This is a genomic window from Hirschia litorea (assembly GCF_042665075.1).
GTDB classification, from domain to species: domain Bacteria; phylum Pseudomonadota; class Alphaproteobacteria; order Caulobacterales; family Hyphomonadaceae; genus Hirschia; species Hirschia litorea.
The window spans coordinates 400,425-426,329 of the sequence record NZ_JBHTBR010000005.1 but is presented as its reverse complement, the minus strand read 5'-3'; the positions used below and the strand labels follow the sequence as shown (position 1 = coordinate 426,329).

The following is a 25,905-nucleotide window of genomic DNA, read 5'->3' as shown; positions in this document are numbered from 1 at the left end:
GAAAGAGTGTCGCGTTTTGATGAATGGTGCATTTTTATCAATCGATAGTCTCAATATCCAGTTTATATCAAGCAGAAAAAACGAATCACTTGCTACTTAAATGCGAGATCTAAATCCATAAATTGAGTTTCTGAGAAATGTGCGCGTTAACGGGTTGTAAGTAAAATATTTAGAATTCTTAACGCAAAACGGCAAAAACGAGCGTATCTTAACGCAAATGCCTGTGAATATTAATTGTATATTAACTAGAATTTATAGATAGTAAAATTATTGAAGCAAATTGAAGGTGTTTTCTAACCGATTTTAACGAGTGCGTTAAGAACGGATACAATTGGGGAGACTAATCATGGCTATAAGTCTGCAAAGTATTGACTATGATTCTGTGTTCACAGAAGAACCAAAACTTACGCCTGTATCTCAGACTATACGCAGAGTTGCGATCGTGGACGATTGCCGCGTTGATTATCAATTATTGAAATTGCAGCTTGAGAAAGCTGAAGATCATCTACACATTGAGTATTATTCTACACTCGCTGAATTTTTGGACGAAGCGACTTCGTCTCCGGATGCTGTTATTTTGGACCGTCACTTGCCAGAAACGGGTTTGAGTGAAGGGCGCATACGCGAGATACGAGCACGTCACAAAAATTGCGGTGTGATTATTCATACAGGTGTGATGACTCCATCTCTACGCTCGACTGCGAGCCATGAAGGTGCAATTGCTGTAATTGAAAAAGGGACTTTGGATGCCGCAGCTATTGAGTTGTTGATTGAGACAGCTGCTGTGCTTGGTCCGCAAATTCACCTTCCCGGTGAGAGATAAACGAATATCTTATTACAAGAACTGATTAAGCGACGGCTTTTGCGCTCGCTGTTTTTTGGCGTTGCTCCACTTTGCCCATCCATGCGTTGAAGTAGGTGGCATTCATTGGGCGTGCTACAAGATAACCTTGAACTTCATCTGCGCCTAACTTGCGAATATAGTGCAAGCATTCTTTGGTTTCGACACCTTCTGCCACAACACGAAGATCGAGTTGTTTGGCCATTTTTAAAGCAGTTTCAACTGCAATTTTACTAAAAGAATTTGTAACCACGTCTTTGACGAAAGATTGATCAATCTTCAGTTCGTTAAATGGATAGAGACGTAATTGTTCGATAGATGCCGCACCGGTTCCAAAATCATCAAGGGATAAACGAAACCCTTTAAGGCGGAAACGGGACAGGACATCCAGTAATTCAGCCCCATAGGACATGACTTTATTCTCTGTCACTTCAAGTGTGATGAGGCGACGGTCGATGGAGCGGCTTTTAAAAATACGTTCTAGGCGGTCGGGCAACTGAATGTCTGCCAAGCTCATCGGGCTGAGATTGATTGACGCTTTAAGGTGTCGCCCAGCTTTTTGCCAAATATGTAAATCTTCAGCAACTTGTTCGGCAAGGTCTTCGGTTGCGCGCGTGATCCCGCCATAAGTTTCGGCTGCATCTAGGAAAGCCATAGGCGGTTGGTGTTCACCCGCATCATTCAGGACACGAGCGAGAACTTCTACGCTTTCGATGGATTTTGAGATCAAACTAAGCTTGGGCTGGTAGAAAGGGTTGAAGCGGCGTTCATCAATGTATTGGTTGACGCGTTTTCCTGACCATCTTTCTAGGCTGGCACCACCATAGGTAGGGCGCTCTTTTGCTTGGGGCGCAGACGTTAGAACTTTGTTGAGCGTTTCTGCTGTTATGGGTTTTTTGATTGTGCCCAATACATTTATTTTTTGAATTTTTGCGAGACGCGTGACTGTTTCTAGAATGTCCAAGTCTTCGCTGGAAACAATGACCAATGATCCGTGATAATTGAGTTTACCAAGTTCACGAATGAGGGTGATGCCGTCCATGTTTGGCATATTCAAGTCGCAGAATATGATATCTATTTGGTGTATAGAGCGTCCAAGGACTTCAAGCGCATGAAACCCATCATGCGCGATTTCAATGTCTTCAATGCCGCTTGCACGGATAAGGTCCTGTACCACAATATGGAATACAGGATCGTCATCGACAATCAGGGCGTGTTTAAAGTTCATTGAGTCTCTCACCATCTTCTCTAGGGAGAATACCTTAAAAGCTTCTAGCAAAGACTAATAACTATCGGAAAAATGTTACCTTTTAAGCCTGATTGTTACATCTTGTTTGCCGACACCTTCAGGTAGTGGGACATCTGAGAGGTGATAATCCGTGCGGATTACGAGATTGGGCCCATTTTCTAATTGGAAAGAATTTGCAATGATTACAGTGTATTCTGATTGGTCAGATACGGGGTTGTCACCATCAATTAGGAAATCGCCATACGGCATATAAACAGTGCCGACCATGACACGCATGTCATTGCTTTGAATATTATGCTTTTCAGCTTTTACTTCTGGGGTGTCTGTGACGTTTTTTTCTTTAATTTTTTCAGCCTTGGCTTTGGGATCAAGCTCTTCATAAAAAAGCAATCCGGCCATTGGTCCATCCGAAGGGGCGTGCAGTTCGATTGTCGATTCTTTCTTAAAACGAATTTTTGCACCCTCTGCCAATAAAAAACCCACACCATCAGCGATGAGCGTGCCGCCATTATCTACTTTTAGCTCGCCGCCTTTAATTACATAGACGCCCGGTTCTAGTTTTGCCTCTGCGCCCTCAATCTTTAGGCCGCCGCAATAGACACCAGGTTGAAGCGTGCGCGATCCTGAATCTTCATCGATAAGGATGCCTTTGCTCTTTCCATCCACGCAATCGTCAGGGTCGTAAGCAGGAGGCGTTCTATCGCGTAGAGGGTCACCAATTTGCGGGCAATCGGTCACGACGGTGCCGCCAAGTGTTGCAGGATCACCGTCTAGGCCGCCTGCAATACAAACAAAGTCCATGTTGATTTTGGCTTTGTCTTTGACTTTAACAGATTTTTTGTGGGTGGAGTTTGAATAGACTTGGCAATTTTCAGCAGTGAGCCTTGATTTGTCTTTCAAATCTATTGTGGCTTCTCTGTAATTTGAGAGGCTGACTATACAAATATTCCCGCCACCGGAGACTTCGGCCACAGCACGCGCGGAGATGCGTGAGGAAGATGGGTCACGTTTAAGAAGATTGGAGGAGGAGGAGGGCGCAGATACGTGCACTGTGATTGTACCTGCTGTCATATCCAAACTTGCTTTTGTTGTAGCAGTTTGGCCCGTCCAGTTCGCGTTTACATAGCTAGAGGCTGCAGATTGCACACGGTTTGGATTGGCTGCGGAGACTGCCATCTCACGTGCTGCTGCAAGGGCTGCTGCATCCGTTACGGATTGAAGCTCTTTGTGGCTGGATGTTTTGCTTGATACATCAATCGCTAAAGCGATAACGGCGACAACACCGAGAATCATAAAGGCTGATGTGACAGCAACGTTTCCGCTATTTGAGATTTTAAATGAAGATAGAGTATTTGAAATTTGTTCCAATGCTCTGTGAAGGATACCCAATTTCAAATCCTCAGTTTTCAAGTTTATGATCTAAATTAGGTTTTATCTCATAAACTTGAATATTTGCGGAATGAAGAGCCGTTGAATTTAGGGTGCGTATTAATTATCTGTAGGCTGACGAATGCTTCATCTTAACTTTTAAGTCTTATTTTGACATCTCTAGGTCCAACGCCATCAGGAACGGGCACATCGGTTAGGTGGTAGTCTGTGTGAATAACGAGATTAGACCCATTCATTAATTCAAAAGCGTTGGCAATGATTACGGTGTATTCAGACTCATCCGCAATAGGGGCATCGCCATCAATGATGAGATTGCTGTAAGGCATATAGATGGTTCCCACCAAGACACCTGCATTATCGCTTGTAATGCGATGAGATTTTCCAAGAACTGTGCCCACGGTCTTGTTTTGAACGTCACTTAGAAGTGATCCAAGCTTGCCAAGCCCAAGGCTTTCATCGAGTCCATCCGTCAAGCCACCAATTCCACCATCATAAAAGAGTATACCCGCCATTGGACCATCACGTGGGGCGCGTAGTGAAATCTGTGATTCTTTTGAAAAGTTGATCGTTGAAAGGGCACCTGAAAGGTAAAATCCAACACCGTCCCCTTCAACGCTTCCTGTGCTATTAACAACGAGTGGCCCATTTAGAATGACATATTCACCCGGTTCAAATTCAACATTGGCACCATTGATAATCAAGCCACCGCAATAAACGCCAGGTTTTAATGTGATATCTTTGCCGGGATTCACATTATAGCCTTTTGAAAGTCCGCCGACGCAGTCAGCAATACCAAAAGGTGGAGGAGGACGGTCACGCAATGGATCTGTGATGCGGGGACAGCTTGTGATGACATCGCCACCTAAAGTTAGCGGATCACCTTTGAGGCCGCCATTTATGCATACAAAGTCCATTTTGACTTGTGCATAATCTTGCACAATCATTGAGTATTTATCGTTTGAATTTGAGTAGACTTGGCAGTTCGTTGCAGTAATTCTTGACTTGCCCTTTAAATCGAGTGTGCCTTGGTCTTGGTTGGATAGTCCGATCAAGCAGACATTACCGCCGCCGGAGACTTCTGCAACAGCCATCGCGGAGATGGTCTCTTTTGTCGGATCGCGTTTGAGGAGTGAGATAGTAGAGGAAGTTGCCGATACATTTACCGTGATCGTACTTTCCTTGGTGTTAAGAGACGCTTTTGTTGTAGCTGTTGAGCCAGTCCAGTTTGCATCGATATAGCTGGAGGCAACAGATTGAACGCGCACTTGATCGGCTGCTGAAACAGCCATTTCGCGCGCTGCGGCTAACGCTGCTGCATCCGCAACGGCTTGTAATTCGCGGTGGCTAGATGTTTTTCCAGAAATATCAACTGTGGTTGCGATGAGTGCGATTAGTGCTCCAAAGATAAGAGAGGATGTGACAGCGACATTACCCCCATTTGCTTTGCCGTATCTCAGGAAAGCAGTTTGCATAGATTTAATCGTGTCAAAAAATCGGTTCACTTTAGATTCTTAACGTCCCTAACGTTTAAACATGACGATAAATTAACATACGAGGTTGAATATTTAACAAATCGGGTGCTGCGGTTTCGTTGTGATACCTTTATGAATTAGAAACCATAAACGGGCAGTAATATGAGGCATCCATGGAGCCTCTAAATGCAGTCGTCACAGTCACTAAGTTATTTCAAAACAATACGTTTTCGATTGTCCCTATTGATTGGAACAATTATTTTCATCAGTGTTTTGTGCGTATCCGGCTTTTCCAGTTGGCGTGAATTCCATCGCCAAGTTGATGCAAAGCGTGTGTATGTAGAGGGATCGGCGCAAGGGTTTGCAGCCGCGATTGTGGAGCCTCTGCTTGAGGAGGATCGCGCAGGCGTCATGCATGCTTTGCGGGGCATTCGGAATCTGCCGGGAATTGAATTTGCTGATGTAAAAAATGCAGATGGACGTTCTTTTGTATCAATCGGCGCAGGCGCGAGCCTGAAGGGACGCGATGGCGACCCCAACACAATGACAACAATGGAGCTCTTGAAAGCGGATTATCTAAGAGTGAGTACCCCGCTTGTGCAATCAGGCAAAGAGGTGGGATCTATTCACCTTCTAACCGATATTACAGAGTTTCGGAAAAACTTGATTTCTGATCTGCTTTTCATCGTGCAAGTGATGGTATCGGTGATGGTCATTAGTATTCTGGTCTCTCAAATCGCTATAGGCCAATTAATCTCTCCCATCGCTAAGCTTGCTAAGCTCATGAAAGACATTGGTGAGACAAGCGAATTTGGGACGAAGGAAAGTGAAACTCAGCCTCTGGTGAGCCGCCAAGATGAAACGGGACAATTAGCGATCGCCTTCACGGATATGATGGGGAAGATTAAGGATCGCGATACGAAACTCGCTGATCATCGTGCTTCACTAGAGCGGACAGTGGAAGAGCGCACGCATGATTTTCGTGTGGCAAAGGAAGACGCTGAGGCAGCGAATGCCGCTAAGTCTGACTTTTTGGCGACGATGAGCCATGAGATACGTACACCGATGAATGGTCTGCTTGTGATGGCGGAGATGTTATCTGCGGCCAATCTTTCTATGCGCCATAGACGTTATGCTGAAATTATCTCGCGGTCGGGTAAAAGCCTGCTGACCATCATCAATGATATTTTGGACCTGTCCAAGATTGAAAGCGGCAAGCTTGATTTGGAGACGGCACCTTTCGAACCAGACGCGATGGTGGAGGATATTTCGACGCTTTTCTGGGAAAAAGCGCGCTCAAAGAATGTAGAGATCACTACTTATGTATCGCCCAATACGCCTATGCGTATTTTAGGGGATGTCACACGATTGAATCAGGTGATTACAAACCTTGTAAACAATGCATTGAAGTTTACCGAAACGGGCGGTGTGGAAATTCGTGTCGATGCCAAGTTGAGCAAGGATGGCAAAGTGGCTCGACTACGTATTGATGTGACGGACACAGGAATTGGTATCCCAGCAGATCGCTTGGATCAGATATTTGAAGCTTTCTCTCAAGCTGATCAAAGTACGACACGTAAATTTGGTGGAACAGGGCTTGGTCTTGCTGTGTGTAAACGCCTTATGCACGCGATGGGCGGAGACGTGAAGGTTGCATCTGTTGAGGGGAAGGGAAGTTGCTTTACTGCAATGGCTGATTTCCCTGTTGAAGCACCTTATTCATTCGCAAAAATTGACGATCCATCAGCTCTGACAGTCATGATATTGATGGAAGAGAATAAAAAAGGCGAACTGGTGTCGCGGCTTGCATCAAGGGCATTGGCCAAAAGTTTTCAAGATTATGGGGTGGCTTCTAAAGTTTTGCCAGCTTCCCAATTGGATATCAGTAATGTTGAAAAGCAAACCTTACTGATTGCAGCATCATCTTCCATTAAAACGCTAGCTCAATCGCGTAAGAGCGCGTCTTTGCCATCGGACCTAAACTGGGTGTGTTTATCTGATGTGGGTGACATGCAGGCTGACACTTTGGTGAAAGAGGGAGTCGTTGTTGATATTCTGCCTCAGCCCACTGGTCGTCGGATGATTGGGGATCTTGTAGACCGCGCTTTGAGAGGTAAGTTCCGTGGACTTGATGCGCTGAATGCAAATAATGCAGCGCAGGCACATGTTCAGTTTGAAGGCGTTCATGTGCTGGCGGCAGATGATAATGCAGTCAATCGCGAAGTGTTGCGTGAAGCGCTTTCAACATTGGGCGTTACTGTGGATTTTGCGGAAGATGGGCAAGAGGCCTTGGAGATGGTGCAGGGAGATGTGCAAACACAGCGCTATGACCTTGTATTTATGGATGGCTCCATGCCTGTCATGGATGGATTTGAAGCTACAAGGCGTATTCGCGCCGACGAAGAGAATGCGGATCGTCGCCTACCGATTGTGGGGCTTACAGCGCAGGTGCAAGGGCTTGGTGCGGATCATTGGAAAGAGGTGGGCATGGATGAGTGCTTGCATAAACCTTTCACGATTGAGCGCTTGGTGTCGACATTATCTAACTTTGTAAAACCGCCTGCCACAGGTGGCCAACCGGGTGAAACAAGCGCCGTGGAAAAGGCGGATGAAGTGGATGTTTCTCAGATTGGAGACGCTGACATTTTTGATGCTTCTACGCTGGATATGTTTGAAAAACTATCAGCGTCTTCAGGCAGTAATTTGCGAGATAAGGTTTGGCGTATGTTTGTATCTACAGCGCCCACTTCATTGGAGATGTTGCAGAGTTTGGCTGCTGATGAGACGCTTGATTATAATGAGATTGCAAGCGCAGCTCATGCATTTAAATCCATGTGTTTAAGCGCTGGTGCCAAAAGAGCAGCGGATTATTTGCTCGTATTAGAGAAAACATCAAAGTCAGGTAGTGTGCCTAACTTATTGGATTTGATGAATAATATCACAGAAACGTTGAGCCTCACCATGGATGAAATGCAAATAGCATTGGATCAAAATGATGAGAGTGGTGATATAGCTGTTTAAACCAATTAACGAATTAAACCATCATGAATAGGAGCTGGTTTGGCATTTTTAAGTGCACGGTCAGCACCCCTTTTGCGGTTTCCACTGGCATATACAGCGACATAATATTGAACCGCAATCCCGATACTAAACAGGATGATATCGATCAGGAGTGTCGGTGTAATTATCTGTCTGAAGCACTGTAGGAGTATGGAAAGAACCGTACCAACAGCAAACACAGGTAATCCGTGTTTGCCCATAAGCTCTAATCCATTCCATAGGCGTGATGTCGCTATCCAGCTAGGCCATTTGGTATTGATGATCAAATACGCCATTGAGAGCACGTGCAAGAGGCGTGGCAGGGATAGGTAAGATTTATTGAAGTCTTTGAAAATACGCGGTAATTCGTCGTTAAACGGTAGTGCGCCCATGTGCATTTGTATCCAGTAAAATGAGAATAACGTGTAGGCTAGCGCAAGGATGTAGAGCACAGGATGGAAGGGGGCGATCTGCTTCCCTGTACGTGTGCTCATGCCGCCGACGATACCGATCACAAAGATAAATTGCCACGCAAACGGATTAAGAAACCAGCGTCCATCATGGGGCCAGTTTGGCATGTTTATATAGATGCCATTGTAAAATAGTATATGTAATGCAAACCAAACAAAAGCTGATAAGCCTATGAGAAGCCAGTGGTTTTTTACACCTAGCCACAAAAATGCGGGTGCCATCATGATGAGCAGCATATAGAGCGGAAGAATGTTCACATACCCGATTTGGTAGGTGAGAAGAGGCACGCCGATAGAGGCTAAAATGGGGTGCTCTATAAGGGGCTGTAGCGATACGGCGCGTATCATTTTTTGCGTGTCGAAAAAGCCAATAGAAATAGCCAAGATTGCAAAACATGCAGCAATAACAAGAAGGTGGGACCAATATAGTTTGAAAGCGCGCGCCCACATTTTCTTTGCGCCATTCATAAACTCGCCGCGCTGGAAAGTGCCTGTATAGGCTAGGCCAACGGCAATACCGGACATGAGCACAAATGCTTCTGCGGCATCTGAGAAACCCCAATTTCGGGAAGTGAATTTTTCAAATGCATTACCCGGTACATGGTTGATGAAAATCGTGAGAATAGCAAAGCCACGAAAGACATCGAGCCGGCGATCGCGCGATGCTTTGGGGGTGTTTTTTGGCGAGTGAGCAGCCCCAGAGGTATTAGGCATGTGTGGTGCTGTCTATGCTGTGGTCTGGGTCTGAGCCTTGTGTGCTATCGTTCTGCTTTGCATCTGTTGCATCGCTGAGTATCGCGTTCGCGCGCCATTGTTGTAAAATGGTTTCTTGGATCTGCATAATGTGCATTGGGGCGTATTCTGTTGGGGTCCAAAATGCGCCGACGGCTGATGCAAACTTTCCAGTCGATCGAGTTGATGTGATGGTAATGAGAACCGGCGCAAGGATTTGCGGAATTGCAATCGGCATGAACCAATATACAAGTTGCGGCGCTAAAAACCAACATGCTGCCATTATGGCGATACCTGTCAGTGATATCCACCAAGAGGCAAGAAAGCTTTCTTTTAATCCCACGGTATCTGCATCACGGTTTGATGCTGGCCAACCGCCATCTCTGCCTGAAACTATTTCTAGGAAAGCACGTGTTTGAAACATCAACATGATGGGGGCAAACATGGACGACCAAATAATCTCAATCGTCGTACTCCAGAGCGCCGTGAGTGTGCCACCAAAATCTTTGTTTTCGCCCGTGAGCAAACCACGCAGCACGATAAGGAATTTGGGGCCGATGAGCAAAACAAGGACACCTATAATAAGGGTGAGCGCTTGTGTTTCTGCGGAGACAGGGAAGACGGGCCGTTGACCTGGGTTGGGGAAGTAATTGGTCGTTGTCTCCACCAATGTTGGAGCAAGAATGGAGGCAATGATAAACAATGCCCAAAGCGGTGAAGCTAAATAAGCCATGATACCCTGCATGAAGGTAAATCGACACCATAGCGTGAGGCCGGGCGCACCAACGAGGCGAGTATGCTGGAGGTTACCCTGACACCAGCGACGGTCGCGCTTGGCAAAGTCGATTATATTCTCGGGGCCTTCTTCAAATGAGCCTTGAATTTCAGGGTCAACTATGACGGTCCAACCAGCGCGAGATAAAAGTGCTGCTTCCACATAATCATGACTAAGAATGTGACCACCAAAAGGAGGTTTACCCTTTAGGGCTGGTAGACCACAGCTTGTGGCAAATGCATGTGTGCGCACAATTGCATTATGTCCCCAAAACGGGCCTTCCTCGCCTTGTGTGCTGGCGAGCCCGCGCGCAAATGAAGGAGAGAAATAGTTAGCAGCAAATTGTATTGCACGGCCAAACCATGTGCGTGCGCGGATAACTTTAGGTAGGGTTTGTAGAAGTCCAATGTTTTCATTCGCTTCCATACGCTGCACCATATGCACAAGCGTTTCGCCTTCCATGAGGCTGTCTGCATCAAGAATGATGAGATATTCATAAGCAGCACCAGATGTGCGAATGAAGTCTTCAATATTTCCGGCTTTTTTTCCCGTATTCACCTCGCGGCGGCGATAGAAAATGTTGGATTTGTCACCCCATTCATTTGCAAGTTTTTCAAACCATTCCTCTTCCAGAGAAATGATGTCGCTTTTATTTGTGTCAGAAAGGATAGCAAAATCAAAATGGTCTGAAGCATTCGTAAGGCTTAATGAATGCACCATTGCGGCGACATGAGAAAATGTGCGTGATGGATCTTCATTATAAACAGGAACGAGTATCGCTGTACGGCGCGCCTCTGAAATGGGCGGCAGGGGCTGTTCTGGGTTTTTAAGTGGATCCGGTCGGTCGGAGAATAGGCCACCTATCGCCATTGAGCCGCCCCACGCTATCCAAGCGGATGTGATAGCGAGCAGAAAGATTCGAATATAATCGAGAAAATCTATGCCATCAGCGAAAAACACTTCGGCTGAAAGCCGCGTTGCTGCGATAGCAATGATCAACGCGTAAGCAAGGGAGATGAAGCGACTAATAAAAAGCATAGGCTTACCTTACAGTTCCATGCCGCTAAGGGAAACTAGCTAGCTCGGGATGGAACTGAAATAGATGAATTTTGTCGCTTAGGCACGCATTATTTTGCGGCGAGGCGAGCCATAAATGGCAAAACTGAAGTCGTACGACGTGTGCGACGACGCTCAAGCGATTGAGCAGGCATAGCCAAAGGTGCGTTTGGTAGGCCACGCATTGTTGATTTTGATACAGAGTTAGATTTTTCAGTGACGTTTTTCATCGCCAGTTCTCCATTGGTAAAGCCAGATTTCGGACAGACGTTCACCCTTATTTTCAAGGTAAGCGTTCATTTCCATTGGTTTGTCCGAGTTTGTTTTTGCGTCGAGGACTAAGCGCCACACATTTGAATCGCCTATGCGGGACAAAGAAGTGTGTACGAGGTCACCACGACTTATGTTGATGACAGACTTTACGTCTGCGTCTTCTGGAAGGTTCTCAAGTTGTCCTCCTTCAAAATCTACAACAAATTTACGTAACGGGTTTTTGCCTACAGTTCCCGATACACCACCCATGCCGCCACGCAGGCCAATTACACGAGCGAATGTCTTTTTAGTATCTGTTTTTTCAGGCGAAATTGTGTCTGAAACGCCCATTTGCGTTACATCTTGTTCATGATCAGGGCGCTCAATATCACCCCATGATAGGCGGTATGAGTATTCGCGAAACTCTCCCGCTTTAGGGGCGTCTGATGGCGTCCAGAAGGCAACAATATTATCGTTGATTTCCAATTCAGTTGGGATTTCCACCAGAGAAACAGTCCCTTTTCCCCATTCGCCAACAGGCTCTACAAGAAGAGATGGACGGCGCTCATAATGGGCTTCTGCATCTTGATATTGGTTGAAATCACGATTGCGCTGCATAAGTCCGAAAGCTTTTACATTGTTCTCAGCAAAGTAAGAGTTTGCCAAAGTTTGCGGATTGTTGAGGCTGCGCCACAATTCATCACCATTGGCACGGATGATTTTTAGACCATCACTATCATGAACACGTCCGCGGTAATCATCAAAGCGGTGGTTTGAATCAGAATAGAGATACATGCTTGTCAGGGGGGCGACACCTAAACGCGCAACATCTTTGCGGAAATATAAGCGTGCTGTCACATCCATAGTTGTGTCTTCGCCGGGTGTGATTACGAATTTATATGCACCCGTCACAGATTTACTGTCCAAAGCTGCGTAGACTGTGATGTCTTGGGCGTCTTTAGTTGGTTTTTCGATGTAAAAATCTGAAAAGCGTGGAAATTCTTCACCAGCAGCAGTCGCTGTGTTTACGGCAAGTCCACGTGCTGAAAGACCATATAGGCTGCCTTTACCAAGCGCACGGAAATAGCTTGCTCCAATGAAGGATACAAGTTCATCTTTGTAATCTGCCGAATTTAGAGGTGAGGCTAAACGAAAGCCAGCAACGCCTGGCATAACGAAATCTTCAAAATCAGCTGGGTCTAATGGCTCGCGATAAATGAAGTCATCTGAGCTAAAGCCAACAGGCTTTACCTTTTCGTTTGTGACTTCATAGATGCGAACTGTTTCCCAGAAAATCCCACCAAGGTGGAAGGCTTGCATCTCAAATGGAGATTGATCCTTCCAATAAGCTTTCTCAGGGTCATGACGGATGGCGCGGTGCTCATCATATGTCATGCTACTTAGAATTTCTGGAAGTTCATCACGTGATGGCGCTTCATAAGGCGCTTTGGCGCGCGCTTCCATGACTTCTGATAAAAGGTCAAACGAAAATGGAGCGTCCGCATTTGCTACCATGTCACGCGCAGCATCAGGCGCAGAACTAGCTGGCATGCAGGCGAACAATGATAAGATCATCCAAGAAATGAAGAGGGTAATGGACGGGCGGGACATTAACGTATTGTTAACCTTTTGTTTCCCCTAGGGGCGTTGTTTGGGTATGTCGATTTAAGACGACGTTGCGAAAAGCGGTAGAGAGTTGAAACTGATTGTTAAACTCGCGAATAGGATAATCTGCTGGATGAACGCACTAGCGATCGAGATGTTCCATTGAGCGATGAAGGGTCTGTGTTCAGAGTATCAAAATAAGCTGGGTTAAGATTGATCCCGTGAAGATTCGGCGTCCTCCTGTTAACGATGAGCTCTTATTACTCAAATCCAGAAAAGTTTCATGTGAAAAATCAGTAAGCTATCGTTTAAACTTAACCTTAACGCCTTAAAAGCCGCGTATTGCTTGAGATTCTGGCAGTTATGAAAAATTTGTAAGCATTGCGAATCTCTGGCCGTTGGGGTGATTCCCCCACAAAAGTGACCCTCGCAAGTGAGAAGCGGCGCGTTTTTGTGACTTTTGTGAGTGGTTAGACGCGGTGAAAGTGCTAAAATACTGGTGTGACAGTGGGTTAGCTAGAAGATTTGCGGCTTAGTGCTTGTGATTTAAGTTAGTCTCAGCCATTTTCTTATTTTAGCAGATGGTAGCTTCGCGAATCGCTTATGCGCGTGGAGATTGACAGGAAAAAGTTTTGGGTTCGGACAGAGCGCGATCAAAATCTATAACATTGTCTGACGTTGCAAAGGATGCAGGCGTCTCACCGATGACTGTTTCTCGGGTGATTAATGGCGAAGCGAGTGTGCGGGAATCAACGCGTATCTCGGTCCAAGAATCAATCCGGAAGCTTAAATATCGACCAAATATCGGAGCGCGGCGGCTGGCGGGTGCTAAAGTAGCGCGCATCTGCCTGCTTTATGGAAATCCCTCTAGTTCCTATTTGGGCGAGTTATTATTGGGTGCAGTAGAGATGGCTGGGCGGCTTGGGCACCAGCTTGTCGTGATACGCGCAGGGAAAGACTTTTCTGCTGAAACGCTTGCTCAACAGTATGGAGCGCTGTGGGATGGGATTATCTTGCCATCTCCCATGGGAGATGAAGCAGAGACGCGGGCCGTTATTGAGCGTGAGAAAATTCCAGCAGTATTTACGACGGGGCGTGTAAGTTCCCCCCGAAAGAAATTAGCGCATGCGTTTGAGATCGGTATTGATAATAGAGCGGCAGCCAAAACGCTGACTCAAAGATTGATAGCCCTCGGGCATGTACATATTGGTTACATCAAAGGACGCAAAGACCATGCGGGTACGGCGCTGCGGTATCAGGGGTTTTGCGAGGCGATGGATGAGGCGGGGTTGGAAGTGAACCCGCTCTTAGTTGAGCAAGGTGATTTTACTTATCTTTCTGGAATGCAAGCGGCAGAGCGCATGCTTACGTTCGACCCAAGACCTACGGCTATTTTTGCAGCGAATGATGACATGGCGGCAGGTGTATTGGGGGCGGGGTCCCGTCAGGGTTTGATTTTACCCGGAGATTTGTCTGTTGCTGGATTTGATGATTCACCCATCGCTACAAGTATTTGGCCACATCTAACGACAGTTCACCAGCCAGTGTCTGAGATTGGGTCTGTTGCTGTTGAAAGACTGGATGGAATCATTTTCCCAAAGGAAGATGCTGCGAATGCAAGCCCTGCGCATCATCAATGGCTGGATTATACCCTCGTTGAGCGCGCATCCACCTCGTCACCTAATCGACATAGCTAAGTTTAGTGGCAATTGAGGATGAAGTGTGTGTTTTATGCCAAGTTCTCATTTGTTCTGCATGCTATTGTATGAAATAGGGTTGCACCGACATGGAAACCCTACATATCTACGGTAAATAATTGTAGTTTAGTGTCACGAATTGTGAGGAATATGAAAATGGCAATCAGATATCATGAAGGCGATTTGCCAAATGGGTTGAAATTAGGATCCATTATCGCGGTTGATACTGAAGCTATGGGATTGAATTTCCATCGTGACCAGCTTTGTGTTGTTCAACTTTCAGACGGCACAGGTGATGAGCATGTTGTGCGCCTAGACCGGAAAACATTTGATTGCCCAAATTTAAAAGCATTGCTGTCTGATACATCTGTTTTGAAAATCTTTCACTTCGCGCGCTTTGATGTTGCCATGATGAAAAGATGGTTGGGTATAGAGTGTGCGCCGATTTTCTGTACGAAAATAGCATCTAAGCTTGCGCGCACTTATACAGACAGACACGGTTTGAAAGATGTTAGTCGCGAATTGGTTGGCGCAGATATGTCTAAAGCACAACAATCATCTGATTGGGGAGCAGAGGCTTTGAGCGAGGCGCAATTAGCATATGCCGCGTCTGATGTTCTTTATTTACATGAAATCCGTGAGAAGCTGATTGTAATGCTTGAACGCGAAGGGCGTTTGGAATTGGCGCAATCTTGTTTTGATTTCTTGCCTAAGCGTGCCGATCTCGATTTGGCAGGGTGGCCTGAGACTGATATTTTCGCGCACAGTTAAAGAAATACTGAGAAGTGTCACAGTGCGGACAAGGTTCGTCCTTTATTTATGCTAACTTATTCGCCAATATGATAACGACAGAATTTTAAAAACGGGGTCCATTTTGAACGCGCTCACTCACAATAAGATGGACTTATGGGAGCCTCGGCGCGCGACGACCCTTTCACAGGCGCGATTTCGTTCAAGCCTTGTCGGGCTTATTCGCATGCTTTTCATGGCAGGGATTGCGATATCAGCAGGGTGGTTGATCGGGCCTATTATTGTTCATGGGTTTATGTCGGGTAGCAATACGCAAGTAAAACCGGTGAATGGTATTACAATGCTAAACCCGCGCTTTACTGGTCGCGATAATAACGGGAACGCATTCACGCTCACAGCAGGTACTGCAAAGCGACGCATAGATGAGCTTGAAGTGGTAGATCTTCAAAATCCCGTTTTGGAAGATGGTATTGGCGGAATTGTACGCGCAAAAGCCGGCGTTTATGATCGTGAGCGTCAATTGCTCACGCTTTCAGGTGATGTGCATTTGGTTGATGCGTCTGAATATGAGTTACGTACGCAAAATGCGATCATTTATGTAAGTGAAAACCGTGTTGTTGGTGATTATGCGATAGATGGTGACGGGCCTTTAGGTGAGTTTCGTGCAGACAGTTTTGAGGTGATGGAGGGGGGCAAGAAAACTGTCCTCACCGGAAATGTGTGGACTCGTATAGTAAGTGCCGATCAGGAAGCTGCAAATTAAGGGCGACGTTAACCATGTTGAATAGTATGAGTAGAGTAGGCGCAGTGATGAGGAATTACGGCATGTTGAAATTCAAAAACGCAGTTCTTACGAGTATATTTGCGCTTGGCATAATGGTGCCTGCTGCTCATGCTCAACTTGGAAATGATAGTGGTCCAATCGAAATTACAGCAGACCGCTTTGAGTTGGACGACCTGAAGCAAGAAGCCATTTATGATGGCAATGTGGATGTCATTCAGGGGCAATCGCGTATTCGCGCGGATAAAGTTGTCGTCAGTTATTGGGACAAGGAAGCCCAAAAAGAACGTGCAAAATCAACGACAGGCGCTATCGGAGCTCTAAAAGAAATACGTGCGAGCGGTGAAGTTTACTATATTACACCCGTTGAGCGTGTGAAAGCCGAGCGCGGTGTTTATAATGCTGAGAAAGAGCGCATTACACTTTCTGGAAATGTGCTTGTGACGAATGCAGATGGTGTCATTGCGGGGAGTCACTTGGTGATTGATATTCCACGCGGGCGTTATAACATGGATGGCGGCGGTCAAGGTGGGCGCGTGCGCTCCGTCTTTGAAAGTGTTGAGGCACCTTCTGGTCAATAAATTAATGATGTCTGTGAAGATTTGCAGGCATGTTCTAACCTGATTTTAATGGTGTTGAGTTCTAATGAACGGGCAGAAGATTATGCAACCAAGTGATGTAGGGGAAGAAGGCAAGGGTGGCCTTCGAGCGTTGAGCATGGCGAAGGCCTTTAAAGGCCGAAGTGTCGTGAAAGATGTCTCTCTTTCTTTAAATCGTGGTGAAATAGTCGGTCTGCTTGGGCCGAACGGGGCGGGTAAAACCACCTGTTTCTATATGATTATGGGACTCATCGCTGTGGATAACGGACGTGTGGAAATTGATGGAGAGGATGTGACAGCGTTGCCGATGTACCAACGTGCACGCCTTGGCGTCGGTTACCTTCCTCAGGAAAATTCAATTTTCCGAGGCATGACCGTTGAACAAAACATCATGAGTGTTGCAGAACTGACAGAGAAATCCAAAGATAAACGCCTCGAACTTGTGGGCTCTTTGATGGATGAACTGAATGTTGCGCACCTAAAAGATCAAAGTGCAAACTCTTTATCGGGTGGTGAACGCCGCCGTGTAGAGATTGCGCGCGCGCTTGCGTCTCGGCCTAGTTTCATTTTGTTGGACGAACCCTTCGCCGGGATCGACCCATTGGCAGTATCTGATATTTCAGATTTGGTGCGATATTTGAAGCAACGCGGATTAGGCGTGTTGATTACAGATCACCAAGTACGTGAAATGCTCGATATTGTTGATCGCGCCTCCATTATTTATGAAGGTGAAGTGCTCTTTGAAGGCCAACCAGACGAAATTCTGGCCAATAAAGACGTGCGTCGGGTCTATCTTGGGGACCGGTTCGCGGCCTAGGGGGCTCGTATGGCGATTTCACAACGTTTGCAGATGCGGCAGGGGCAATCCCTTGTTATGACGCCGCAATTGCAGCAAGCAATTAAATTGCTGCAATTATCAAATATTGAACTCGCAGAGTATGTCGAAGCAGAGATTGAGAAGAATCCGCTTATTCAAAAAGGCGATGGTTCTGAAGATGTTTCACCAAAGAGTGAGGCTGCAGACACGTCCAAAGAGGGTGATTTTGATATAGGCTCCGGGGAAGCGCAGGGGAATCTTGATGCGCCCCGTGAAGATGCCTATGAGGCTGATAGCCCTTCAGAACAAGTGCGATCAGAAGATGGAAGTGCGTCCATTAGTGGCCCATCTTCTTCTTTAGATTGGTCCGGTGCGGGTAAGGGTGGAAGCTCTAGTTCTGGCGGCGGTGATGATTTCGATTTCGAAAGCAATCTGTGTGAAGATGTGACATTGCGCTCTCATTTAGAAGAGCAGTTAAAAATGTCTGGGCTTCAGGGGGCAGATAAATTTATCGCGCAACGTTTGATCGATGAACTTGACGAGGTGGGCTATATGCGCATTCCTCAAGAAGAGATTGCCCAAGCTTTAGGGACGGATGTATCTGAAATTCAACGTGTTTTGACTGTGTGTCAAGGTTTTGAGCCTACGGGTGTATTCGCAGCCAATTTACAAGATTGCCTTGCCATTCAATTGAAAGAGAAAAACCGCTTTGACCCCTGTATGGCGGCAATGCTGGAAAATCTGGAAATGATTGCAAAAGGCAATTTAAAAGGCCTTGCAGAGATTTGCGGTGTGGATCGCGATGATCTATCGGACATGCTGGCAGAATTGCGTGATTTATCTCCGCGTCCAGCTGCTGGTTTTGCTGGTGATGCTGCAGCAACTGTCATACCTGATGTGTTTGTTCGTGAACTAAGCAATGGTATGTTCGCGGTTGAATTGAACTCAGACACACTTCCAAAAGTGCTGTTGGATCGTTCTTACTATGCGGAAGTCTCTCGTGTGACGCGCACGGAAGATGAGAAAGAATTTGTATCCGAATGTCACGCAAATGCGAACTGGTTGATCAAAAGTTTGGATCAGCGCGCGCGGACGATTTTGAAAGTATCTCAAGAGATTATCCGTCAGCAGGATGGGTTCTTTGTGCGCGGTGTACAGGCTTTGCGTCCACTTAATTTGAAAACTGTGGCTGATGCTGTTGATATGCATGAGTCCACTGTTTCGCGTGTGACATCGAACAAATTTATGTCGACGCCGCGTGGTGTTTTCGAGCTAAAATACTTCTTTTCTGCATCTATTCCGGCAATTCGTGGTGGGGAGGCTCACTCGGCTGAGGCTGTCCGTTATCGGATTAAAGCGATGATTGATGACGAGGCACCAGACGCAGTTCTTTCTGATGATCAGATTGTTGAGCGTTTACGTGGGCACGGAATTGATATTGCAAGACGTACAGTTGCTAAATATCGGGAATCTTTGCGAATTCCTTCTTCAGTTGAGCGCCGTAGGATATTGGCCCGCGCATCATAATGTGCTTCACTATCTAAACTGAGACGGGCTGGTCATTCTGTGCTGTCTTAACAGGACCGCTTATACATGATGGCTTTCAGCCTCAGGGGAGTCTGACGATGTTCGTCAGACAAGTTTTTCGTACTATTGGAGACCCCACATGCAAATTGAAATCGCTGGAAAACAAATCGACTTGGGTGATGCACTTAAAGAGCGTATCGCGTCTGGTCTTGAAGGAAGTGTATCCAAATACTTTGAACGCGCTGGTGAAGCTACTGTTTTTGTATCTAAACCAAGTCGAAATTTTGAAGTAGATTGTTCAGTTCACTTACCCTCCGGTGTAACTTTGCAGGCTCATGGTGAAGGCGTGGATGCGCATTCTGCTTTTGAGGCGGCTTTGGAAAAGATCGAAAAACGTGTACGCCGGTATCACAGGCGTTTGAAAGATCATCACAAAAACAATAAAGACGTTCTGCCAGCAGAAGCGATGATGGAACGTATTATTGCCTCATCAGATGAGGACGATGATGACTCCATTTCGCTTGGAACTGCGCCTGCAATCATTGCAGAATCAAATGCGAAATTAAAAACTATGACTGTTTCTATGGCAGTCATGCAGCTGGAACTCACTGATTCTCCAGCGATTATGTTTAGAAACGCATCACATGGTTCGTTGAATATGGTGTTTCGTCGTAACGACGGAAATGTGGGTTGGGTTGATCCCAGCGTGTCATAGCTGTAACTGGTACTCAAAATACCGTAGTTTCTGATAATTATTGACGAGAAAATATCTAATATGACAGACGTTTTGGACTTGCTTCGTCCTGAAACAATTTCGCCGCGTGCGAAATGGGGCAGCCGAAAGCTAGCTATTTCTGAATTGTCAGAGATTATCGCGGAAGCTTTAAACCTTGATGCGAATGAAATTTTCTCGGCGGTTATGGAACGAGAGCGTCTTGGGTCCACTGGCGTGGGTGAGGGAGTTGCAATCCCTCACGCACGTATAGCTGGACTGAAGGAGCCTATTGGCGCTTTTGCACGCCTAGAAGAACCGGTTGATTTTGAAGCGATTGATGAGCGCGATTGTGATCTTATTTTTCTGCTTCTGGCACCCAAAGAGGCGGGCGTGGACCATTTGCGCGCGTTAGCGAAAGTGTCTCGTGTTATGCGGCAGGAAAAATTGCGTGAAGACTTACGCAAAGCTCTGTCGGTTGATGCTGTTTTAGCTGCTTTCACACAAGCGTCCAAGCCAGAAACTACAGCGGCTTGATGTAATAACAGATTGCTAAAAAACGAAAACGCCTGCGTAATTCAACACTCAGGTGCTTTGAGCCTGTTTGAAATTCGCAATAGCTTCGCTAGATTGCCTATACGAGGCAAGGAACCGGCACATGAATGATGAATACATATTAGCTGAAATCGAATCAGCGGATCGTGCTCTAAGTGAAGCATTTGTACGGCGTTTACGTGCTATCAGCGCACTAAAAGAAGCACGGCATGTCGATGAAAACGAGATATCTGCTGACCTTGCAGCCGATGCAGCACTCATCCGACGATTGATTGGAGAGGCACCTGATGATGTGTCTATTGATGCTGTTGCACGGTTTTGCCGTGCGTTCATTGGGGAGTGTGTGGTTTATCAAGGGGTTAAGGCCGTACGCTATGCAGGGGGCGATGAGGCGCGCCTTGTGGATGCCGCGCGTGGTTTCTTCGGATATGCCGCAAAATTAACCCGTTCAGCTGATCCGCGAGAAGCGCTCGAGGCTGTCGCAGAAGAAGCGGGTGTTGTCGCGTGTTTGCCGTGGCCTGAGCTGGCGGGTGGGGGACAATGGTGGCCAATGATGAATGAAAGTCGTTTTGCTGGCCTTAAAATTTTATCCGGCTGGCCAAACTTGCCGGGGGATGATGCGCCGCCAATGGAGACAGCGATTGTCGCTCGAAAAGCGCTCTCACCTTCGGGTTCGGATGATATGTTTGCAATTGCCCATGATGACATCCATGACGCAAACCGTTTGTTGCGACAGATTGAATTGCCCGGAGAGGTCGTGGCGAGAGTGAGATCTTTGGCGCTGATAAAATTGTCAGGTTACGTAACGGAAGATGATTCACGGGTGATCGAAGCACGTAATGCTGGACTAGATGGCTTTCGGATTATAGGTGTGTTGCCGCGACCATAGAGCAGATGGTAGATAGTGCCATTCTGTGCCATGGAAGCATGGACCTTACACGCCTTTCCGAAAGCAAAACAAATGATAGATAAGCCACGTCCTCAGGCATTAGCGCAAGTTATGGAAATATCGCCATATGTGCCCGGACATGCGCCGACAAAAGGCTCAGGCCCATCATTTAAATTAGCGTCAAATGAGAACCCTTTAGGCGCTTCGCCGGCAGCACGACAGGCTGTAATAGATGTATCTGCGAATTTAGAGACATACCCAGATGGTAGCGCCAGGGCATTGCGTGAGGCGATTGCTCAACGTTATGGATTGGACGCAAATCGCATTATTTGCGGTGCTGGATCGGACGAAATTTTCCAAATGCTTGCAAAGGCTTATTTGGAAACTGGCGATGAAATTATCCAGACAACGCATGGGTTTTTAGTCTACCACCTCGTCGCGCAGCAGTCAGGCGCGGTGACTGTCATTGCTCCCGAAACACAACTGCGTACGGATGTGGATGCGATTTTAGAGCGCGTGACAGCGAAGACAAAAATGGTGTTTATCGCGAACCCCAATAATCCGACGGGAACGTATATCTCTTTTGAAGACGTGCGCCGCCTACACGCTGGCTTGCCGAGCAATGTATTGCTGGTATTGGACGCAGCCTATGCAGAATATGTGCGTGCAAATGACTATTCTTCAGGGATTGAACTCGTATCTGAGTTTGAGAATGTGATCATGACCCGTACATTCTCTAAGATATACGGTTTAGCGGCGCTTCGATTGGGCTGGGGGTACGCGCCAATGCATGTGATTGATGCGCTACACCGTGTCCGTGGGCCTTTTAATGTGTCGGAAACGGCGCAACGTGCTGGAATTGCAGCTATTCAGGATCAAACGTTTATCGAAACTTCTTTAGCTTTGAATGATGCTCAACGTGAGCGACTGACAGATGGTTTGGAGGATTTAGGTCTTGCACCTGTGCCGAGTGTTGCGAATTTTGTGTTGGTGAATTTTCCAGAAAGTCTAGGGAAAACAGCGTCTGATGCCGCTAAATATTTGGATGCTCACGGCGTTTCTGTGCGTGCAATGGCGGCATATAAATTGCCCGATTGCCTACGTATTTCAGTAGGAAACGCGGAGAGTGTAGATGCTGTCCTTAGCCATTTAGCAGACTTTTTGAAGACATCATGATTGAACGATTAGAGACGCATGTATTTGAAACTGTAGCAATTTTAGGCGCAGGATTAATAGGTTCATCCATCGCTCGCGCCTGCGAAGCGAGTGGTGCAGCAAAGTCTGTTCTTATTTATGATGCAAACGAAGCGGTGCGTGAGCGCGCTAAGAAAATAGCGCTTGGCTCTATTTGTGAGACCGTAGAAGAAGCGTGTACGGACGCAGATTTAGTCATTTTATGTACACCCGTAGGCATGATCGAGACCGCTGCTAAGGCTGCGTCCCCCTTCTTGAAGGCGGGTGCTATACTATCTGATGTGGGCTCGGTTAAGGCCAGCGCCCTGAATGATATGCTCGCGGTTGCGCCTTCCTATGCGCACGTTATCGCAGGCCACCCAATTGCGGGAACCGAGCATTCTGGACCCGACGCTGGGTTTGCAAAATTATTTTCTGGACGTTGGTGCATTTTGACGCCGCTAGAAGATCAAGACGAAGCGTACCAATTAGCAACAGCTAAACTCACAAAATTTTGGGAAGCTTTTGGCTCTACCGTTGAGATTATGACTGCTAAAAGACATGATCTTGTACTGGCGATAACGAGCCACTTACCTCACCTGATAGCATATAATATATGCGCGACTGCTGAAGATATGGAGCAAGTCACAGAAGGGGAAGTTGTGAAATTTTCAGCGGGTGGTTTTCGAGACTTTACCCGTATTGCAGCATCTGATCCGACGATGTGGAGAGATGTGTTTTTGAACAATAAAGAGGCTGTTTTAGAAACTCTGGGACGCTTCACAGAAGATTTGGCGGCTTTGCAGCGCGCCATTCGTTGGTCTGACGGAGATCAATTGTTTGAGTTGTTTACGCGTGCGCGTTCTATTCGAAAATCAGTTATTGAAGCAGGACAAGACACGGCAGCACCAAACTTTGGGCGGCGCAATCAGGAAGATGACACACCTGCTGAGTAATCGATTGCGGCTCTAATAGAGCGGGTCCAATTCAGCGACATCTTGAAATAAGATTTTGACTTTTCCGCCCGTGAAGTTGATGGGCAGATAGGCGTCTTCTTGTTTCATCATTCCTTCGGCGAGAGTGAGTGCGGCTTTTTTCTCATCATCAAGTTTGCCAGCTTTCTCTAAGGCATTGCGAAGGTCTGGGATGTTCTCAAGGCGGATATTTAACATTCCAGCGGGTTTGTGCGCTGTATCGACTTTGATGCCTTCTGTTTTTGCTTTGACTTCCAATGGGCCCCATTTGAATTGCGTAATTGGTGTCACAATAGCTGGATCAAATTGTGTGATGAGAAAATCCAGTGGGCCGCCTTGTTCGAGTAACTTCATACCTTGTTTTATAGCTATAGGAGCTGAAAGCGGACCTATATCATTTCCCAGAAACTCGGCATCGGGTATGGGGGAGGACAGGCTTAAAGTGTCAAACCCGATTAAAAGGCGCATATCATCTGCTTGATCGGGCATGGGTGACATATGAAAATGTGGATTGATGAATGAGAGGCTTTCAGAGGCACCATCTTTGGATGATTGCGCCGTTGATTGCATAGATTTCGCGACAATCGAAAGGCGTTTTACCTTGCTATTGCTTTGGCTGTAGGAAGCTGCAAACCCGTCCATTTGGGAAGTGTAGGTGACTTTGTTCAAATGATCCGTGGCGATGTGTTTGCCAGGTGCGTATGCAATATAGTGATTGAAATTATACGACTGCATGACGATTTGGAGTCGGTCTGTTGACCATGTCCATTTTGTATCTGGTGTCGTCACCTTCGGAGATTGTACATTTAATTCAAATCGGTAGGGGAAACCGGCAATACCAACGCCTTGATGCTGTATTTGAAAGCCTTGAGCCTCTTGCTCAGACATCCAATTGAGGACGCCTTTTTTTATGTAGTGTGATGCCACAAACCAGTAAACCGTGAAGAGGATGATAGCGACAAAGAATGTCGCAAAAATTATCCAAAGATAATTAGAAGACTTCTTTGCTGGGCGTGTTGATGCATCTTGCTGTGGCACGTTCATTAAGCAGGCTCTTTTTGAACAGACAGAGGCGTTTTATCGTAAAAGCCGCTCTCGTCTATGAGTGTATTACTTGCTGGTTCAATAGCAGCTTGCAGACGCGACATAAACTCTTTGCGGGGTAATCCAGCTTCGATTGCTGGAAGAATTTTAAATACAACAGTTCCAGGTTTTTTGAGGAAGCTTTTGCGTGGCCAAACATGTCCCGTGAGAAGCGCGACTGGCACACAAGGCTGTTCTAATTCCTTATACATCGCATAGACACCTGATTTATAATCAGGTGCAGATCCAGGTGTTTGGCGTGTGCCTTCTGGGAAAATCAGGACTTGGCGACCTCTGTCAGCTTCGTGTTTTGCCCGCGCCAGCATTTTTTTCAGAGTTTTAACATATCCACCACGGTCAATTGGGATCATGCGTGCTTTCCAACCATACCAGCCGAGGAAGGGATAGAAGAACAACTCTCTTTTTAGGACGAAAGCCGGGTTTTTTGCATAAACAAACGGCATGAGAATATCATATGTACTTTGGTGTTTGGAGGCGATCAGACAGGCCCCTTCGGGCATATTTTCCATGCCTTGAATTTCAGTTTTGATATTGCAAATCCAACGCAGACCAAAGCGTGTTGATAGAGCCCAGACCTTTGCACCAAAAATTGCAGCTTTCTGAGGTAAGAAAAAAGCAGGGATAAACAACACGCCCCAGAAACCCAGTGTCAGATGGAACCAAGCAAAAAAGACAAAGGACCTTAGCCAAGTTATCATATTTGGGCGTCTTTCTTGAACTGAATGACAGGAGGAAAGTTATCGTTTATCGTTTTGCATGCCTGAGCGAACAAAACATATCTGTTTACTGAGTATTGATGCTTCACCTTCTTGGCAAGCGTATCTTGGTGGTAGGTGCAGCTCGTTTAGGTGAGTAAGTCTCTGAATTTGACGACACGCCACTTAAACCATTCTACGAGCATGCGCTTTGCAGAGGTGGGTGTCGTCCACCAAGCGCCAGCATCAATCACGGGAGAGTCAACAGATTGTCCAGCTAGCTCGACATGTGGCATTGAGCGTTTTAGCTCCAGTAGCGCCCGCTCCATGTGGTAGTTGGATGTCACGACGATTAGCCCATCTATATCTTCTTCTTTCGCCCAGTTCGCGATTTCTAGCCCGTTTCCATGTGTGGTGCGCGCATTATAGCCAAGGGTGACACAGCAGTTAAAAAAGACAGGGTCTACGCCAGCAGCAATGGCAACTTCATCGGAGGTGGCGTCTTTATGTACGCCTGAAATGAAGAGAGGAAGGCTGTAGAGTTGAGCGATTTCTGAAGCACGCGCAATACGATTGCGTCCACCTGTAAGGACAACAACGGCATCATATTCGGTGGCGGTTACTTTAGCATCTGCCAGTTTTTCGGCACGTCTCCCAAAATTGGCAAAATCATAGCCCACAAGAAAAATACAAAGCGCAATAATTGCCTTATAAATGTTTTTTGAGGGTTTTTTCATAAGCGTATTGGTTTC

Annotated in this window: 23 protein-coding genes; 13 read left to right on the top strand and 10 right to left on the bottom strand. The window is 46.5% G+C overall.

Translation table 11 applies throughout. The annotated features are described in order from the left end of the window. The first annotated feature begins 346 nt into the window (after window positions 1-346). Complete coding sequence (locus ACFQS8_RS10755) at window positions 347-823, top strand: response regulator (RefSeq protein ID WP_382167336.1); 477 nt, start codon at window positions 347-349, stop codon at window positions 821-823. Window positions 824-848: 25 nt separating this feature from the next. On the opposite strand, the gene ACFQS8_RS10750 is transcribed toward ACFQS8_RS10755, so the two are convergent. From ACFQS8_RS10750 to ACFQS8_RS10740, 3 genes are all read right to left on the bottom strand, one after another. After that, complete coding sequence (locus ACFQS8_RS10750; RefSeq protein WP_382167335.1) at window positions 849-2,069, bottom strand: EAL domain-containing response regulator; 1,221 nt, start codon at window positions 2,067-2,069, stop codon at window positions 849-851. Window positions 2,070-2,144: 75 nt separating this feature from the next. Then, on the bottom strand, window positions 2,145-3,479 hold the full coding sequence (locus ACFQS8_RS10745; RefSeq protein WP_382167334.1) for a pilus assembly protein TadG-related protein: 1,335 nt from the start codon (window positions 3,477-3,479) through the stop codon (window positions 2,145-2,147). Window positions 3,480-3,610: 131 nt separating this feature from the next. Continuing rightward, a complete protein-coding gene (locus tag ACFQS8_RS10740) occupies window positions 3,611-4,981 on the bottom strand; it encodes a pilus assembly protein TadG-related protein (RefSeq protein ID WP_382167333.1) in 1,371 nt (456 codons plus the stop codon). Window positions 4,982-5,137: 156 nt separating this feature from the next. Here ACFQS8_RS10740 and ACFQS8_RS10735 point away from each other — a divergent pair, with 156 nt between their 5' ends. After that, window positions 5,138-7,972: a hybrid sensor histidine kinase/response regulator gene (locus ACFQS8_RS10735; protein ID WP_382167332.1), complete on the top strand. Its 2,835-nt coding sequence runs from the start codon at window positions 5,138-5,140 to the stop codon at window positions 7,970-7,972. Window positions 7,973-7,977: 5 nt separating this feature from the next. Here the strand turns inward: ACFQS8_RS10735 and ACFQS8_RS10730 are convergent, their stop codons facing one another. The 4 genes from ACFQS8_RS10730 to ACFQS8_RS10715 all read right to left on the bottom strand — a co-directional run bounded on the left by ACFQS8_RS10730 (window position 7,978) and on the right by ACFQS8_RS10715 (window position 12,886). After that, on the bottom strand, window positions 7,978-9,174 hold the full coding sequence (locus ACFQS8_RS10730; protein WP_382167331.1) for an OpgC family protein: 1,197 nt from the start codon (window positions 9,172-9,174) through the stop codon (window positions 7,978-7,980). Next, window positions 9,167-11,005, bottom strand: coding sequence for a glucans biosynthesis glucosyltransferase MdoH (gene mdoH / locus ACFQS8_RS10725; protein ID WP_382167330.1), 1,839 nt, complete (start codon window positions 11,003-11,005; stop codon window positions 9,167-9,169). The genes ACFQS8_RS10730 and mdoH overlap by 8 nt, the downstream gene beginning before the upstream one ends. Window positions 11,006-11,094: 89 nt before the next feature. Continuing rightward, entirely contained in the window at window positions 11,095-11,253 is a 159-nt protein-coding gene (locus ACFQS8_RS10720; protein WP_382167329.1) for a hypothetical protein, read from the bottom strand. Continuing rightward, window positions 11,237-12,886, bottom strand: coding sequence for an OpgD/OpgG family glucan biosynthesis protein (locus tag ACFQS8_RS10715; RefSeq protein ID WP_382167328.1), 1,650 nt, complete (start codon window positions 12,884-12,886; stop codon window positions 11,237-11,239). Before ACFQS8_RS10715 ends, ACFQS8_RS10720 begins: the two co-directional genes overlap by 17 nt. A 626-nt stretch (window positions 12,887-13,512) precedes the next feature. Between ACFQS8_RS10715 and ACFQS8_RS10710 the strand changes: the two genes are divergently transcribed. The 11 genes from ACFQS8_RS10710 to ACFQS8_RS10660 all read left to right on the top strand — a co-directional run bounded on the left by ACFQS8_RS10710 (window position 13,513) and on the right by ACFQS8_RS10660 (window position 23,336). Next, on the top strand, window positions 13,513-14,577 hold the full coding sequence (locus ACFQS8_RS10710) for a LacI family DNA-binding transcriptional regulator (protein WP_382167327.1): 1,065 nt from the start codon (window positions 13,513-13,515) through the stop codon (window positions 14,575-14,577). Window positions 14,578-14,733: 156 nt separating this feature from the next. Beyond that, window positions 14,734-15,348, top strand: a complete 615-nt coding sequence (locus tag ACFQS8_RS10705) for a ribonuclease D (RefSeq protein WP_382167326.1) — start codon at window positions 14,734-14,736, stop codon at window positions 15,346-15,348. 103 nt (window positions 15,349-15,451) lie between these two features. Further along, window positions 15,452-16,090 (top strand): LPS export ABC transporter periplasmic protein LptC, encoded by a 639-nt coding sequence (gene lptC / locus ACFQS8_RS10700; protein WP_382167325.1) that lies wholly within the window; start codon window positions 15,452-15,454, stop codon window positions 16,088-16,090. A gap of 62 nt (window positions 16,091-16,152) precedes the next feature. Beyond that, entirely contained in the window at window positions 16,153-16,689 is a 537-nt protein-coding gene (lptA, locus tag ACFQS8_RS10695) for a lipopolysaccharide transport periplasmic protein LptA (protein ID WP_382167324.1), read from the top strand. Between the two features lie 64 nt (window positions 16,690-16,753). Next, on the top strand, window positions 16,754-17,524 hold the full coding sequence (gene lptB, locus ACFQS8_RS10690) for an LPS export ABC transporter ATP-binding protein (protein ID WP_382167323.1): 771 nt from the start codon (window positions 16,754-16,756) through the stop codon (window positions 17,522-17,524). Window positions 17,525-17,533: 9 nt separating this feature from the next. Next, the gene (gene rpoN, locus ACFQS8_RS10685; RefSeq protein ID WP_382167322.1) at window positions 17,534-19,051 is read left to right on the top strand and encodes an RNA polymerase factor sigma-54; all 1,518 of its coding nucleotides are present in this window, start codon (window positions 17,534-17,536) and stop codon (window positions 19,049-19,051) included. A gap of 139 nt (window positions 19,052-19,190) precedes the next feature. Continuing rightward, window positions 19,191-19,766: a ribosome hibernation-promoting factor, HPF/YfiA family gene (gene hpf, locus ACFQS8_RS10680; protein ID WP_382167321.1), complete on the top strand. Its 576-nt coding sequence runs from the start codon at window positions 19,191-19,193 to the stop codon at window positions 19,764-19,766. A 60-nt stretch (window positions 19,767-19,826) separates the two neighbouring features. Then, window positions 19,827-20,300, top strand: coding sequence for a PTS sugar transporter subunit IIA (locus ACFQS8_RS10675; RefSeq protein ID WP_382167320.1), 474 nt, complete (start codon window positions 19,827-19,829; stop codon window positions 20,298-20,300). A gap of 121 nt (window positions 20,301-20,421) precedes the next feature. Next, window positions 20,422-21,207: a hypothetical protein gene (locus tag ACFQS8_RS10670; protein ID WP_382167319.1), complete on the top strand. Its 786-nt coding sequence runs from the start codon at window positions 20,422-20,424 to the stop codon at window positions 21,205-21,207. A 72-nt stretch (window positions 21,208-21,279) separates the two neighbouring features. Then, window positions 21,280-22,383, top strand: a complete 1,104-nt coding sequence (hisC, locus tag ACFQS8_RS10665; protein ID WP_382167318.1) for a histidinol-phosphate transaminase — start codon at window positions 21,280-21,282, stop codon at window positions 22,381-22,383. Continuing rightward, window positions 22,380-23,336, top strand: a complete 957-nt coding sequence (locus ACFQS8_RS10660; RefSeq protein ID WP_382167317.1) for a prephenate/arogenate dehydrogenase family protein — start codon at window positions 22,380-22,382, stop codon at window positions 23,334-23,336. The genes hisC and ACFQS8_RS10660 overlap by 4 nt, the downstream gene beginning before the upstream one ends. Before the next feature lie 12 nt (window positions 23,337-23,348). Here ACFQS8_RS10660 and ACFQS8_RS10655 read toward each other — a convergent pair whose 3' ends face one another. The 3 genes from ACFQS8_RS10655 to ACFQS8_RS10645 form a co-directional block, all read right to left on the bottom strand. Next, window positions 23,349-24,398 carry a DUF2125 domain-containing protein gene (locus tag ACFQS8_RS10655; RefSeq protein WP_382167316.1) on the bottom strand — a complete coding sequence of 350 codons (1,050 nt, stop codon included), beginning with the start codon at window positions 24,396-24,398 and terminating at the stop codon, window positions 23,349-23,351. Beyond that, complete coding sequence (locus tag ACFQS8_RS10650; RefSeq protein ID WP_382167315.1) at window positions 24,398-25,156, bottom strand: lysophospholipid acyltransferase family protein; 759 nt, start codon at window positions 25,154-25,156, stop codon at window positions 24,398-24,400. The genes ACFQS8_RS10655 and ACFQS8_RS10650 overlap by 1 nt, the downstream gene beginning before the upstream one ends. A 146-nt stretch (window positions 25,157-25,302) precedes the next feature. Then, window positions 25,303-25,890 (bottom strand): YdcF family protein, encoded by a 588-nt coding sequence (locus ACFQS8_RS10645; RefSeq protein WP_382167314.1) that lies wholly within the window; start codon window positions 25,888-25,890, stop codon window positions 25,303-25,305. Window positions 25,891-25,905: the final 15 nt, after the last annotated feature.